This window comes from Burkholderia sp. 572 (assembly GCF_040545135.1).
Classification (GTDB): domain Bacteria; phylum Pseudomonadota; class Gammaproteobacteria; order Burkholderiales; family Burkholderiaceae; genus Burkholderia; species Burkholderia cepacia.
Map to the genome: position 1 here is coordinate 224,339 of NZ_JBEPLH010000003.1, position 13,569 is coordinate 237,907.

Below are 13,569 nucleotides of genomic sequence, written 5' to 3' on the forward strand. Positions count from 1 at the left end.
TGCGCTCCATTCCTGCCCGGCCGCGCGCCGGGACATCCCCGCACCGGAGACCCAGATGAGCGTCGAATTCATCGGCATGATCCAGAGCCAGAAGCAGTCGGAAATCCACCCGCCGTCCGGCCCCGTGGTCGATCCCGGCTACGTGCGCGACTTTGCCCGCGCCCACGAGACGGCCGGCTTCGACCGGATCCTCGTGCCGCATCACTCGACCGGCCCGTCGGCGACGCTGACGATCGCGTTCGCGGCGACCGCGACCGAGCGCATCCACTTCATGCTCGCGCATCGCCCCGGCTTCACCGCGCCGACGCTCGCCGCGCGGCAGATCGCGACACTCGACCAGTTCAGCCGCGGCCGGCTCGCCGTGCACTTCATCTCCGGCGGCTCGGACAGCGAGCAGCAGCGCGACGGCGATTTCCTCGACCATGACGCGCGTTATGCGCGCACCGACGAGTACCTCGGCATCCTGCGGCGGATCTGGACCGAAGCGCAGCCGTTCGATCACGACGGCGCGCATTACCGGTTCAAACAGGGATTCTCGGAAGTGAAGCCGTTCCAGCAGCCGCATGTGCCGATCTATTTCGGCGGCGCATCGGAAGCCGCGCTCGCCGTGGCCGGCAAGCACGCGGACGTCTACGCGCTGTGGGGCGAATCGCTCGACCAGGTGCGCGACCTGACGACCCGGGTGCGCGCCGAAGCCGCGAAGCACGGCCGGCAGGTGCGTTTCTCCGTGTCGTTCCGCCCGATCCTCGCCGCGACCGAGGACGAAGCGTGGGCGCGTGCGCATCGCATCCTCGACGAAACACGCCGGCTGCGCGAAGCGGCCGGGCTCGGCGCCGGCGGCCCGCAGCAAAGCGAAGGCGCGCGCCGCCTGCTGGCCGCGGCCGAACGCGGCTCGCGCGTCGACAAGCGGCTGTGGACCGAGATCGCCAGCCTCACCGGCGCGCGTTCGAATTCGACGGCGCTGGTCGGCACGCCCGAACAGGTCGCCGATGCGCTGCTCGACTACTACGACCTCGGCGTCACGACGTTCCTGATCCGCGGCTTCGATCCGCTGGAAGACGCGATCGACTACGGCCGCGAACTGATTCCGCGCGTGCGCGGCGCCGTCGCCGCACGCGACGCGGCGCGCCGCGCGGCCTGACGCAACCCGGGAGACCCTTACGATGTCCGCCGTTCCGTCCACACTCGAACGCACTGCGTCGGGCCTCGCGCTCGCCGCGTCGCCGAGCCAGCATTTCTGGTTCGATCCGCCCGCGCCGCGCATCGACGTCGCCGCCGAGCGCCGTCACCGTCAGGAGCGGCTCGCGGCCGCGTTCCGCCTGTTCGCTCGCTTCGGCTTCGCACAGGGGCTCGCCGGCCACATCACCGCACGCGACCCCGAACTGCCCGACCACTTCTGGGTGAATCCGCTCGGCGTGCATTTCTCGCAGATCAGGGTGTCCGACCTGCTGCTCGTCAACGCGCGCGGCGAAACCGCGATCGGTTCCCGGCCGCTGAACAAGGCCGCGTTCGCGATCCATGCGGCCATCCACGACGCGCATCCGCACATCGTCGCCGCCGCGCATACGCATTCGACGTACGGCAAGGCGTGGTCGACGCTCGGCCGCCCGCTCGATCCGCTCACGCAGGACGCGTGCGTGTTCTATGAAGACCACGCGCTGTTCGACGACTTCACGGGGATGGTCGTCGACACGAGCGAAGGCGCACGGATCGCCGATGCGCTTGCGAAACCGGACGGCACCACGCACAAGGGCGCGATCCTGAAGAACCACGGAATCCTGACCGCCGGCCCGACGGTCGAGGCTGCCGCATGGTGGTACATCGCGCTCGACAACGCCGCGCACACGCAGTTGCTGGCCGAGGCGGCCGGCACGCCGCAACCGATCGATCACGCCACCGCGCGCCACACGCATGGCCAGATCGGCGGCCCCGAGGGCGCGCTGCATGCGTTCGACAGCCTGTTCGCGCGCGTCGTCGCCGACGAACCCGACCTGCTCGACTGAGCGCCTTCCCGCACGACCGGAGACCAGACCACATGACCCGAACCGCCGCACCCGCGCCCGCCAATGCACACGACACGCACGACGACAAACGCCGCAAGCTGCTGCGCGCGGCCGGCGCCGCCGCGCTCGCCGCGCCCGCGATCACGCTTGGCCGCAAGGCCTGGTCAGCGCCGCCGCTGAAGAAGCTCACGTTCGCGTGGAACCAGAACGCGTTCTGCCTGACGCCGATCGTCGTCGCGCAGGAGCGCGGCTTCTTCGAGAAGAACGGCCTCAAGGTCGAACTGATCAACTACAGCGGCTCGACCGACCAGTTGCTCGAATCGATCGCGACCGGCAAGGCCGATGCGGCGGTCGGGATGATCCATCGCTGGCTGAAGCCGCTCGAAGCCGGTTTCGACGTGAAGATCATCGGCAGCTCGCACGGCGGCTGCGTGCGGCTGCTCGGCTCGAAGGCGGCCGGCGTCACGACGCTGCAGGCGCTGAAGGGCAAGACGGTCGGCGTCAGCGACCTGGCCGCGCCCGGCAAGCATTTCTTCTCGATCCTGCTCGCGAAGAACGGGATCGATCCCGAGCGCGACATCACGTGGCGGCAGTATCCGGCCGACCTGCTCGGCGTCGCGGTCGACAAGGGCGAGATCCACGCGATCGCCGACGGCGACCCGAACCTCTATCTGCTGGAAAAGCGCAGCAACGGTGCGTACACGGAACTCGCCACGAACCTGTCAGGCGAATACGCACGCAAGGTGTGCTGCGTGATCGGCGCGCGCGGCGACCTGGTGCGCAACGACCGGCCGTCCGCCGCCGCACTCGCGCGCTCGATCGTGCAGGCCACCGAGTTCACGCACGACAACCCGAACGAAGCCGCGAAAGTGTTCGCGAAGTATTCGCCGAAGATCAGCCCCGAGGACCTGCGCAAGCTGTACGCGACGCTCACCTACACGCACCACCCGACCAACGTCGACCTGCAGCAGGAAATCGCGTTCTATGCGGACGATTTCCGCCGCATCAGCGTGCTGAAGAAGAGCACCGACCCGCAGCGCTTCGCGCAGCAGGTCTATGCGAACGTGCTCGGGTGACGCGATGTCGACGATCGAACACGCCTCCACCGCGCGCACCGCACCGTCACCGGCCGGCGGTGCGCCTGCTTCCGCTGCTTCCGCACGCGTGGCCTGCACGGCCTGCGAAGCGACGCTCGCGGCCGAAGCGCGCCGCGCGCGCACCTGGCCGACCGGCATCGCCGCCGCACTCGCCTGGGCCGCGCTCGGCGCCCTCACGCAGCTGTGGCCGAACCGCATCGTCGGCTTCAGCGACTGGGCGTACACGGACACGTTCGGCACGGCCGCGTGGACGATCGCCGCGTTGCTGCTCGCCGCCGCGACGCTCGGCCATCTCGTCGCCGCGACGCGCACGCGGCTCGCGCGCGTGCGCCCGGCCGGCCCGTGGCTCGTCGCGCTGCCGCTCGTGCTCGCCGCGTGGGAAATCGTCACCGCGAAAACCGGCTGGCTGCCGACGCCGTTCTTCGCGCCGCCGCAGGCACTGATCGAGGTCTACGTCGACGACTGGCCGCGCCTGCTCGGCAGCGCCGGCAACACGCTGAAGCTGCTCGCGCTCGGCTTTGCATACGGCGTCGCGGTCGGTTTCGCGGTCGGCGTGTCGATCGGCTGGTCGCGCCGGATCGGCTACTGGGTGCATCCGGTGCTGCGCGTGCTCGGCCCCGTGCCGGCCACCGCGCTGTTGCCGCTCACGTTCTACTTCTTCCCGTCGAGCTATTCCGCCGCCGCGTTCCTGATCGCGCTCGCCACCGGCTTCCCGGTCGCGGTGCTGACGTGGTCGGGCGTCGCGAGCGTCAACAAGCAGTATTACGACGTCGCGCGCACGCTCGGCGCGAATGCGCGCTTCCTCGTGCTGCGCGTCGCGATTCCGGCCGCGCTGCCGCACGTGTTCGTCGGCATCTTCATGGGGCTGAGCGCGTCGTTCACGGTGCTGGTCGTCGCCGAGATGATGGGCGTCAAGTCCGGCCTCGGCTGGTACCTGAGCTGGGCGCAGGGCTGGGCATCGTACGTGAACATGTATGCGGCGCTGATCGTGATGGCGCTGCTGTTTTCCGGGCTGATCGCGCTGCTGTTCGCGGTGCGCGACCGCGTGCTCGCGTGGCAGAAAGGAACCGTCAAATGGTGAACGCCGCCGTACTCGAATCGTCCGCTGCGCCAGCCGCGTCGCCTGCCGTCACGGCGCCGCGCGGCGCGCGCATCGACATCCGCCGCGTGAGCCATGCGTTCGACGGCCCCGGCGGCCCGCTGCCCGTGCTCGACGACGTCACGCTGTCGGTCGCGGCCGGCGAATTCGTCGCGCTGCTCGGCCCGAGCGGCTGCGGGAAATCGACGCTGCTGCGCCTCGTCGCGGGCCTCGACGCCGCGCGGCAAGGCGGAATCGCGCAGGACGGCGTGCCGATCGAGCAACCCGATCCGTCGCGCATCGTCGTGTTCCAGGACCCGACGCTGTACCCGTGGCGGCGGGTGCGCGCGAACGTCGCGCTCGGCCTCGAGGCGCGCGGCGTGGCGCGCGCGTCGCAGCATCGCGTCGACGATGCGCTCGCGCGCGTCGGCCTGCAGGAATTCTCGAACGTGTTCCCGCATCAGCTGTCCGGCGGGATGGCGCAGCGGGTCGCACTGGCCCGCGCGCTCGTCAACGATCCGCGCCTGCTGATTCTCGACGAGCCGCTCGGCAAGCTCGATTCGCTCACCCGGCTCACGATGCAGGCCGAACTCACCGCACTGTGGCAACGCGACGGTTTCTCTGCATTGCTCGTCACGCACGATGTCGAGGAAGCGCTGTTCCTCGCGCAGCGCGTGATCGTCTTCGGGCCGCGTCCCGCGCGGATCGTCGCCGAGTTGCGCGTCGACCTGCCCTATCCGCGTCATCGCGGCGACCCGCGCCTCGCCGAGCTGCGTCACGACGCGTTGCGGCATCTCGGGCTCGATGCGAGCTGGTAGATGCGCGGTACCGTTCGACGATGGGCCGCGGCGCGGCGGGAACGTAGCCGATGAATGCACCGACGTTCTCCGACTGGGCACTGCTGTTTCTGCAAGGGCTGTATCGCGCACAAGTCGCGCTGTCGCGCGTGCTGCACGCGATCGGGCTGACGGGCGACGCCGACGGCCAGCCTGTCTGGCCGTGGGCCCGTCGCATCGCGCTCGAAACGCTGCGCATCGACGCAGGGCTCACGCGGCAACTCGCGTTCGCCGTCGCGGCGACGACGCTGGCCGCCGTGCTCGCGTGCATCGCGCTCGCGTTACGCAAGCGGCATGTGGCGTCGGCGCTTGCGGTGCTTGCCGCGCTGGCCGTTGCGTGGTTCGCGCCGTGGCCGCCGGCTTCGCTGTGGCTTTCGCCTGCCGTGCCGACGAGTTTCCAGCGCGATCCCGCGCCGTTTTCGGTATCGAACGTGATGCGCGGCGCGCACTTGTATGCGCAACACTGCGTGGCGTGCCACGGCGTGGACGGACGCGGGGAAGGGCCGCTGGCGGCCACGCTCCCGCACTGGCCGCCGACCTTCGCCGGCGCCCTGCTTGCCCGCCGCCTCGACGGCGAACTGTTCTGGCGCGTGCGCCACGGGACACGCGACGAACGCGGCACGCCGACGATGCCCGGCTTCGCCGCGACGCTCGGGCCCCGCGACACCTGGGCCGTGCTCGACTATCTGAAAGCGCTCGCCGCGGGCAGCGGCGCGCAGGCAGAAGGCGCGTGGCCAGTGCCCGTGCCGCTGCCGGCGCTCGACGTGCGCTGCGGCAGCGCCGCGCCCCAACCGCTCGATCGCTGGCGCGCAGGCCAGCGCGTGCGCATCGTCGCCCTCGCGCCAGGCGCGACGCCCCCGCCGGAAGACGCGCGCTGGCAAACCTTGCTCGTCACGGCAAGCGGCACGCCCGTGGCGCAGACGGCCGGCACGGCGCGAGCCGATTGCGTCGCGTCGACGCCCGATGCGTGGCTCGCCTTCGCGACGATCGCCGGCGTGGCGCCCGCCGCACTCGGCGGCACGCAGCTCCTCGCCGATCGCCGCGGCTGGCTGCGGGCGCGTGCGTTGCCGGGCAGCGCGGGCTGGTCGGATGCCGACCTGCTGTGCCGCTCGGACGCCACGCCACGGCCGGCAGTACCGGCCGCGAACGGCGACGAGCTGACCGCGCTGCTGCTGCGCGTCGACACGGAACCCGTGCGCGACGTACAGGCCGGGCTCCCGCATTGATCGAATCCCTGACCTTCTCTTCCGACCGAACTTCACGATGAATCCGACCCGACGCCACTTCCTCGCGCAAGCGAGCGCCCTCGCCACGATCGCCGCGGCCCCGGCCGCCGTGCGCGCGCAATCGGGCACGCGGCCGCTGCTGCGCGCCGGCGACCAGAAAGGCGGGCTGCGCGCGCTGCTCGAAGCAGCCAGCGAACTGAACGGCCTGCCGTACGACATCGCGTGGACCGAGTTCCCGGCCGCCGCGCCGCTCGCCGAAGCGCTGAACGCGGCCGCCGTCGACTGCGGGCCGATCGGCGATGCGCCGGTGATCTTCGCGCTCGCGTCGGGCGCACGCATCAAGGTGATCGGCTCGAACCGCTCCGACCCGTACGGCACGGCGGTGCTCGTGCGGCCCGACGCCGCGCTGAAAAGCCCGGCCGACCTCAAAGGCAAGCGCATCGGCACCACGCGCGGCTCGATCGGGCATTTCGTCACGCTGAAGGCGCTCGACGCGGCCGGCCTGCCTCCCGACGCCGTCTCGTTCCGCTTCCTGCCGCCGGCCGATACGATGCTTGCGCTCGCAACCGGTTCGATCGATGCGTGGGCGACCTGGGAGCCCTATACCGCACTCGCGGAAACGAGCGGGCGCGCGCGCGTGCTCGTCAGCGGCCGCGGGCTGTGGTCGGGCCTCAGCTACATCGCGGCGACCGACGCGGCGATCGCGTCGAAGCGCGACGTGCTGCACGATTTCCTGCGGCGCGTCGTGCGCGCGCAGGCCTGGTCGTACCGGCATGCCGACGCGTATTCGGCAGCGCTCGCACGCATCATCGGCATTCCGCCGGCAGCCGCGAAGCTGCAGTTCGAGCGCCGCAACACGCGCTGGTTGCCGATCGACGCGACGGTCATCGCCGAACAGCAGCGCACGGCCGACTTCTACCTGAAGGCGGGACTGCTGCGCCAGCCGCTCGACGTGCGTACCACATTCGACCCCGGCTTCCCGCTCGCATGACCGGCCGTGCAACGGAGCGCAGCCGTCCGAACGGCTGCGGCGCGATCTGGCACAATCGCAGTCTCGCCATCCGCCTTCAGCCAGCGTCATGCCAGCCATCGCCGAACTCTTCGTGTATCCGATCAAATCCTGCGCCGGCATCGCGCTGTCGCGCGCGCAGCTGCTCGAAACGGGCCTGGCGTACGACCGACACTGGCTGATCACCGACCCCGCCGGACAGATGATCACGCAGCGCACGCACCCGCGCCTCGCGCTGATCCGCACCGCGCTGAACAGCGATGCGCTCGTGCTGAGCGGGCCGGGCATGCGCGAGATCCGCACACCGCTCGACGGCGACGGATCGCCCGCCACGCCGAAAATGGCCGCGACCGTGTGGCGCGACACCGTCGATGCGATCGACACGGGCGCCGAAACGGCCGCCTGGCTCACCGAATTCCTCGGCACGCCCGCGAAGCTCGCGCGCTTCGCGCCCGACGCACGCCGCGGCTGCAACCGTAAATGGACCGGCGAGATCGATACGCACACGCAGTTCGCGGACGGCTACCCGCTGCTCGTGATCGGCCAGTCGTCGCTCGACGACCTGAACGCGCGGCTCACCGCCAAAGGTGCACCGGCGATTCCGATGAACCGCTTCCGGCCGAACATCGTGGTGTCGGATCTCGACGCGTACGAAGAGGATTTCGTCGAACATCTCGACACGGAAGGTGCGGCGCCCGTGCGGCTGCGGCTCGTGAAGCCGTGCACGCGCTGCCCGATGCCGACGATCGACCAGGTCACCGGCGCGCCCGACCCCGCGTGGCCGCACGAGCCGACCGACACGATGCAGACCTATCGCGCGAACCCGAACTTCGGCGGCGAGCTGACGTTCGGCATCAACGCGATCGTCGTCGAAGGCGCGGGCGGGTGGCTCGAGGTCGGCCAGTCACTGGAAGCGGAGATCGGGTTCGGCGATTGATGCGCGTACACGGCACCGTTCATCCGATCACATCGTCTTCGTAGCCCGGAAGCCGCCCGAGCGGCTTCCTGCTTCCCACTGCCCTCATCGCGACTCACGACTCGCCATCACGCGGCATGCGCCCCCGCGTCGTTCGCTGCCGGCAACCGGATCGTCACGACCAGGCCCCCGCCGGCCGCATCGGCAAGCGTCACGGTGCCCTGATGCACGCGCGCGATCTCCCGCACGATCGACAGCCCGAGCCCCGTCCCTTCGACCGTCTGCGTCTTGCTGCCGCGATGGAAACGCTCGAACACCGCGTCGCGCTCGTCCGCCGGCACGCCCGGCCCGTTGTCGATCACGTCGAGCCGCGCGTGCTCCCCGTCGCGCGACACGCGTACCGTAATCACCGCGCGATCGCCCGCATAACGGATCGCGTTGTCGATCAGGTTGCCGATCATCTCGCCGAGCAGGTCGGGTTGCCCGTGCACGTCGATGTCGGCCTCGTGCTCGAAGCCGAGATCGATGTCGCGCGCACGTGCGACCGGCGACCAGTCGAGCGTCACGCTGCGCGCGAGCCGGTGCAGCGCGACCGGCTGGTGGGCAACAGCGTGGCCGCTGTCCGAATCGAGCCGCGACAGCGACAGCAGTTGCTGGACGATCTTCGCGGCCTGCCGCACCGCGCCGTTCGCGCGCCGCAGGTGCCCGTTCGCGCGAGGCTGCTCGTCGGGCCGCAGCGCGAGTTCAACGCCCGCCTGTACGGCCGCGAGCGGCGTCTTCAGTTGATGGGCCGCGTCCGCGAAGAAGCGGCGCCGCGCGACCTGCATCCGCTGCGTGCGGCCGATGTACTGGTTGATCGACTCGACGAGCGGCGCAAGTTCGCTCGGCATCGCGCCGGTATCGAGCGGCGTCGTGTCGTCCTCGCTGCGCGCGGCGACCGTCGCCGACAGCCGGTTCAGCGGCCGCAGCCCGCGCCCGACGCCGAGCCACACGATGCCGAGCGCCAGCACGACCAGCAGCCCTTCCTGCAGCAGCGACCCCACCAGGATCTCGCGCGCGAGCGCCTGGCGCGCCTCGATCGTCTCGCCGACCATCACCCACACGATGCGCGACTGCGCGGTCGGCACGTCGTGCACCGGGATGCGCAGCGCGGCCATCCGCAGCTGTTCGCCGCGATAGACGACGTCGTAGTAGCGCGTGACGAACAGCGCACCGTCGCCCGCGTCGCGCCCGTGCGGCAGCGGCAGGTCCGGGTAGCCGGTGACCGTGTGGCCGTTGTCCTCGCGGATCAGGTAGTAGATCTTGCCGCCGTCGCTCGATTCGAGCATTTCGAGCGCGAGATACGGCAGGTCGACCTCGATCTCGCCGTCATTGAGCCGCACGCCTTCGCGGATCGACTTCAGCGACGACGACAGCGTGCGGTCGAACGCGACGTGCGCGGCGTTCATCGCGCGCTGGTACGTGAGCCACGAGTCGAGCGCGAGCAGGCCGAGCAGCGGCAGCAGCAGCCACAACGCGACCTGCGTGCGCAGGTTCGGGCGGGGCATCATGCGTTCCGCCGGGCCGCCGCCCCGACGCCAGGCGCCATGTCGGGGCGCAGCGCACCGCCGCGGATGGGCGGGGGGCTCATTCCGCCGCCTCCGCCCTCGCCTCCAGCAGATAACCGAGCCCGCGCAGCGTGACGATCGCGACACCCGTGTTCTCGAGCTTCTTGCGCAGCCGGTACACGTAGATCTCGATCGCATCGGCGTTGACCGACTCGTCGAGCCCGAAAATCTTCTCCGACAGCGTTTCCTTGTTGATCGCACGGCCGTTGCGCAGGATCAGCACCTCGAGCACCGAACGCTCGCGCGGCGTGAGCGACAGCGGCTCGCCCGCGAGATGGAAGCTGCGGTCGATACTGTCGTAGGAAAGCGGCCCGCATTCGACCCGCGAATGCTCGTGGCCGAGGCTGCGGCGGATCAGCGCGCGGGCGCGCGCCTCCAGTTCGGTCAGCTCGAATGGTTTCGCGAGATAGTCGTCGGCGCCGAGATCGAGCCCCTTCACGCGATCCTCGACCGACCCGTGCGCGGTCAGGATCAGCACCGGCACCGGATTGCGCCGCGCGCGCAGCCGCCGCAGCACTTCCAGCCCGTCGAGCTTCGGCAGCCCGAGATCGAGGATCACCAGCGCGTAGTCCTGCGTGCGCAGCACGTGGTCGGCCGCCTCGCCGTCCGCCATGTGATCGACAGCGAAGCGCGCCGCGCTCAGCGCGTCGTTCAGCGACTGGGCGAGGTTCGGGTTGTCTTCGACGAGCAGCACACGCATGGGGATTCCGGGAAGGTCAGCGACAGGCCGCTACATTACATGATCCTTTCCGTCGCGACGCCTCGCGGAAACACCGGTTGCGCCGCCGGCGCGCCCGCGCGTCTGCCGGCCCGCCGACCGTCTCTGAACGCTCGGCGCTCAGCGCTCAGTGCTCAGTGCTCAGCGCTCTGCGGCAGTGGCACGGCTGCGCGGCGCGAAGCGCGAACCTTCTCCTGCGCGCCGCCGCTCGCGCAGGCCGACCACCACCGCCAGGAACGCGACGCTCGCCCCGGCCGTGACGACGATCATCGGGCGCGCGGTGCCGTCCGACAGCCACGCCAGCACGCCGCCGCATGCGGCCGTGATCGCCATCTGGATAAAGAAGAACAGCCCGGACGCCGTCCCGGCGATCGTCGTGTACGGCTGCATCACCGCGAACTGGCAGGCCGGGATCGCGATCCCGACGGCGATCATCACGACGAACATCGGGACGACGAGCGCCGCCACCGCCGCCGGCGCGACCGCTCCGCCGATCCACAACGCGGCGGTGCCGGCCAGATTGACGCCCGCCGCCGCCGCGATGACCGAATCGGCCTTCCAGCGCGTGCCGGTCCGCGCGAACACGTGCGAGCCGATCAGGTAGCCGAGCACGGTCAGGCCGAAGATCGCGGCATACACCGGGCCGGATACGCCTCGCTGCCGCTGGAACAGCGTCGACGATTCCGCGATGAACGGGTAGTACGTGCAGTACGCGAAACTGATCGCGAGCGAGTAGCGCAGGAAACGGCGCTCGCGCAGCAGGCCCGCGTAGGTCCGCAGGAGCCCCGCGCCCGGCGCCGGCCGCGCGTCGCATTCGCGGGTCTCCGGCAGGTAGCGCAGCACCATCGCCGCCGCGACCACCCCGCCCGCCGCCAGCGATCCGAACACGCCGCGCCATCCGAGCCACTCGGCCAGCGCGCTGCCGGCCAGCGGCGCAATCACGGGCGACAGCGCCATGCCGGCCGAGATCCGGCCCAGCATCGTCGCCTGCATCGCGGCCGGGAAGCGCTCGCGCACGATCACCCGCCCGACCACCGTGCCACAGCAGCCGCCCAATGCCTGGAAGATGCGTGCGGCGACGATCGCCGCGATGCTGGTCGAGCACGCGCAGGCGACGCTCGCGACCACGTAGAGGCACAGGCCGCCGATCAGGACGGGGCGACGGCCGTAACGGTCGGACAACGGCCCCGACACCAGCATCGACAGCGCATAACCGACCATGTAGAGGGTCAGCGTGAGCTGCAACTGGGCGTCGGTGCCGTGCAGCGTGTCCGCCATCGCCGGCAGCGACGGCAGGTACGCATCGATCGTGACACGCGGCAGGCACACGACGAGCATCAACAGGAACAGCCAGCCCCACTGGGGTAATGAACGCGTTTTCATGCGGTGAGCCCGCCTCCGGTCGGATCGATGTGGTCGACTGAAATCTAAGGTCAAAGTGATATAAGCTGAAGGGCCATTAAATTCGACACCGACTGGACCACTATGGCGCGAGGCAAAGCCGCGATTCCGCTCGATCTGCCGTGCCCTGCGGGGCTGTCCACGGGCAATCCGCAGTCGAAGCAGGAGTGCATCGCCGACGCGCTGCGCGACGCGATCCTGAGGCGCCTGCTCCCCGGCGACAGCCCGCTGCCGTCCAGCCGCACCCTCGCGGCGCGCTGGGGCGTCGCCCGGGGGACGGTCGAAGCGGCATACGACAGGCTGTGCTCGGAGGGCTACATCGCCCGCGCGCAAGGATCGGGGTCGCGGGTATGCGCGGTGGTACCGGACAGCTACCTGCGCGCGGCCGCGCAGTCGCGCGGCAACGGCGCGCGCCCTGCCGACGCGCGCCCCGCGCCGGCGCGCACGACCGACGCCGCCGAGCCGGAACAAGGCGTGCGTCCGGGCGTCCCGTTCGTCGCGCGGCTTGCCGATCCCGGCCTGCTGCCGATGCAGCAATGGAAGAAGGCGCTCGGGGCCAGCCTGCTTGCCGCGACGGCGAACGACCTCGGGGCGACGCCGGCGCAAGGCGTCGAAAGCCTGCGCGACGAAATCGCCGCCTACCTGCGCGAATATCGCGGCATCCCGTGCAGCGCGGGCGACATCTTCATCACGACCGGCATCCGGCATTCGATCGATCTCGTCGCGCGCACGCTGCTCACGCCCGGCTCGACGGTGCTGATGGAGGACCCCGGCTACGCGTCGGCCTGGCAGATCTTCACGATCGCGGGCGCGACCGTGATCGACGTGCCGGTCGATCGGGAAGGCATCGATACCGCGTCGCTGGACCGGCATCCCGATGCGCGCGCGGCCTACGTGACGCCCGCCCACCAGGCGCCGCTCGGCGTCACGATGTCGGTGTCGCGCCGGCTCGAACTGCTCGACTGGGCGCAGCGCAACCGCGCGTGGATCGTCGAGGACGACTACGACGGCGAATTCAGCTACCAGACCGCCCCGCTGCCCGCGCTGAAATCGCTCGACGCGTGCGATCGCGTGATCTACTGCGGCTCGTTCAACAAGACGCTGTTCTCGGGACTGCGCATCGGCTTCATGGTCGTGCCGGCGGCACTGCGGCCGGCGCTGTCGGCCGTGTGGCACGCGACCGCGCGCTCGGTCGGCGTGGCGCCCCAGCTGGCGCTGGCCCGCTTCATCGCGCACGGCGATTTTGCGAAACACCTGCGCGCGGCGCGTCACGCCTACCGCCAGCGGCGCGACATCGTGCTCGACCAGTTGGCGAAACACGCCGGCGGACGGTACGCGGTGTCCGGCGAACACGCGGGCTTTCATTTCGTGCTGTGGCTGCCGCCGGGGATGGACGACGCGACGTATGTCACGCAAGCCCGGGCGGCCGGCGTCGAGTTGCAGCCGGTCCGCGGATTCTGTCGAAGCGCGCGGTGCGAAGCAGGCGTCGTCGTCGGGTATTCGGCACTGACGGCCGTGCACGCGCGGCATGGCGGCCGGCTGCTCGCGAAGCTGCTCGCGCACCCCGTCTAGGCGCCCCGCCGTCGTTGCCGCGCCCCGCGGCAACCCGCTTCCCTCCGTTGCCGGATCGTGCCGCGCGCCGCGAAACGGCGGGCCGCCGCCGCATCGACCTCGGGAA

Annotated in this window: 12 protein-coding genes; 9 read left to right on the forward strand and 3 right to left on the reverse strand. The window is 70.6% G+C overall.

Features of this window, described 5'->3' with window-relative positions:
• The first annotated feature begins 55 nt into the window (after positions 1 to 55).
• From ABIC51_RS07240 to ABIC51_RS07275, 8 genes are all read left to right on the forward strand, one after another.
• Positions 56 to 1,141 carry an LLM class flavin-dependent oxidoreductase gene (locus ABIC51_RS07240; protein ID WP_175898003.1) on the forward strand — a complete coding sequence of 362 codons (1,086 nt, stop codon included), beginning with the start codon at positions 56 to 58 and terminating at the stop codon, positions 1,139 to 1,141.
• Positions 1,142 to 1,163: 22 nt separating this feature from the next.
• On the forward strand, positions 1,164 to 2,003 hold the full coding sequence (locus ABIC51_RS07245; RefSeq protein WP_175853590.1) for a class II aldolase/adducin family protein: 840 nt from the start codon (positions 1,164 to 1,166) through the stop codon (positions 2,001 to 2,003).
• Between the two features lie 32 nt (positions 2,004 to 2,035).
• Entirely contained in the window at positions 2,036 to 3,079 is a 1,044-nt protein-coding gene (locus tag ABIC51_RS07250; protein WP_060207467.1) for an ABC transporter substrate-binding protein, read from the forward strand.
• A 4-nt stretch (positions 3,080 to 3,083) separates the two neighbouring features.
• Positions 3,084 to 4,181 (forward strand): ABC transporter permease, encoded by a 1,098-nt coding sequence (locus ABIC51_RS07255; protein ID WP_060171254.1) that lies wholly within the window; start codon positions 3,084 to 3,086, stop codon positions 4,179 to 4,181.
• Entirely contained in the window at positions 4,175 to 4,996 is an 822-nt protein-coding gene (locus tag ABIC51_RS07260) for an ABC transporter ATP-binding protein (protein ID WP_027791451.1), read from the forward strand. Before ABIC51_RS07255 ends, ABIC51_RS07260 begins: the two co-directional genes overlap by 7 nt.
• Before the next feature lie 50 nt (positions 4,997 to 5,046).
• On the forward strand, positions 5,047 to 6,240 hold the full coding sequence (locus ABIC51_RS07265; protein ID WP_146253238.1) for a c-type cytochrome: 1,194 nt from the start codon (positions 5,047 to 5,049) through the stop codon (positions 6,238 to 6,240).
• 37 nt (positions 6,241 to 6,277) lie between these two features.
• Complete coding sequence (locus tag ABIC51_RS07270) at positions 6,278 to 7,231, forward strand: ABC transporter substrate-binding protein (protein ID WP_354006394.1); 954 nt, start codon at positions 6,278 to 6,280, stop codon at positions 7,229 to 7,231.
• An 88-nt stretch (positions 7,232 to 7,319) separates the two neighbouring features.
• Entirely contained in the window at positions 7,320 to 8,186 is an 867-nt protein-coding gene (locus tag ABIC51_RS07275; protein ID WP_175853594.1) for an MOSC domain-containing protein, read from the forward strand.
• Between the two features lie 107 nt (positions 8,187 to 8,293).
• Here ABIC51_RS07275 and ABIC51_RS07280 read toward each other — a convergent pair whose 3' ends face one another.
• From ABIC51_RS07280 to ABIC51_RS07290, 3 genes are all read right to left on the reverse strand, one after another.
• Positions 8,294 to 9,712 carry a sensor histidine kinase gene (locus ABIC51_RS07280; RefSeq protein WP_060315286.1) on the reverse strand — a complete coding sequence of 473 codons (1,419 nt, stop codon included), beginning with the start codon at positions 9,710 to 9,712 and terminating at the stop codon, positions 8,294 to 8,296.
• Between the two features lie 79 nt (positions 9,713 to 9,791).
• A complete protein-coding gene (locus ABIC51_RS07285) occupies positions 9,792 to 10,472 on the reverse strand; it encodes a response regulator (RefSeq protein ID WP_027791446.1) in 681 nt (226 codons plus the stop codon).
• Positions 10,473 to 10,631: 159 nt separating this feature from the next.
• Positions 10,632 to 11,873 carry a multidrug effflux MFS transporter gene (locus ABIC51_RS07290; protein ID WP_146253240.1) on the reverse strand — a complete coding sequence of 414 codons (1,242 nt, stop codon included), beginning with the start codon at positions 11,871 to 11,873 and terminating at the stop codon, positions 10,632 to 10,634.
• A gap of 102 nt (positions 11,874 to 11,975) precedes the next feature.
• Here ABIC51_RS07290 and pdxR point away from each other — a divergent pair, with 102 nt between their 5' ends.
• Positions 11,976 to 13,463, forward strand: a complete 1,488-nt coding sequence (pdxR, locus tag ABIC51_RS07295) for a MocR-like pyridoxine biosynthesis transcription factor PdxR (RefSeq protein ID WP_146253241.1) — start codon at positions 11,976 to 11,978, stop codon at positions 13,461 to 13,463.
• Positions 13,464 to 13,569 lie beyond the last annotated feature (106 nt).

What these genes read in the sequence shown, in the direction of transcription:
- ABIC51_RS07240 (WP_175898003.1), top strand. Translation starts at nt 56, where the DNA reads ATGAGCGTCGAATTCATCGGCATGATCCAGAGCCAGAAGCAGTCGGAA.
- ABIC51_RS07245 (WP_175853590.1), top strand. Translation starts at nt 1,164, where the DNA reads ATGTCCGCCGTTCCGTCCACACTCGAACGCACTGCGTCGGGCCTCGCG.
- ABIC51_RS07250 (WP_060207467.1), top strand. Translation starts at nt 2,036, where the DNA reads ATGACCCGAACCGCCGCACCCGCGCCCGCCAATGCACACGACACGCAC.
- ABIC51_RS07255 (WP_060171254.1), top strand. Translation starts at nt 3,084, where the DNA reads ATGTCGACGATCGAACACGCCTCCACCGCGCGCACCGCACCGTCACCG.
- ABIC51_RS07260 (WP_027791451.1), top strand. Translation starts at nt 4,175, where the DNA reads ATGGTGAACGCCGCCGTACTCGAATCGTCCGCTGCGCCAGCCGCGTCG.
- ABIC51_RS07265 (WP_146253238.1), top strand. Translation starts at nt 5,047, where the DNA reads ATGAATGCACCGACGTTCTCCGACTGGGCACTGCTGTTTCTGCAAGGG.
- ABIC51_RS07270 (WP_354006394.1), top strand. Translation starts at nt 6,278, where the DNA reads ATGAATCCGACCCGACGCCACTTCCTCGCGCAAGCGAGCGCCCTCGCC.
- ABIC51_RS07275 (WP_175853594.1), top strand. Translation starts at nt 7,320, where the DNA reads ATGCCAGCCATCGCCGAACTCTTCGTGTATCCGATCAAATCCTGCGCC.
- ABIC51_RS07280 (WP_060315286.1), bottom strand. Translation starts at nt 9,712, where the DNA reads ATGCCCCGCCCGAACCTGCGCACGCAGGTCGCGTTGTGGCTGCTGCTG.
- ABIC51_RS07285 (WP_027791446.1), bottom strand. Translation starts at nt 10,472, where the DNA reads ATGCGTGTGCTGCTCGTCGAAGACAACCCGAACCTCGCCCAGTCGCTG.
- ABIC51_RS07290 (WP_146253240.1), bottom strand. Translation starts at nt 11,873, where the DNA reads ATGAAAACGCGTTCATTACCCCAGTGGGGCTGGCTGTTCCTGTTGATG.
- pdxR (WP_146253241.1), top strand. Translation starts at nt 11,976, where the DNA reads ATGGCGCGAGGCAAAGCCGCGATTCCGCTCGATCTGCCGTGCCCTGCG.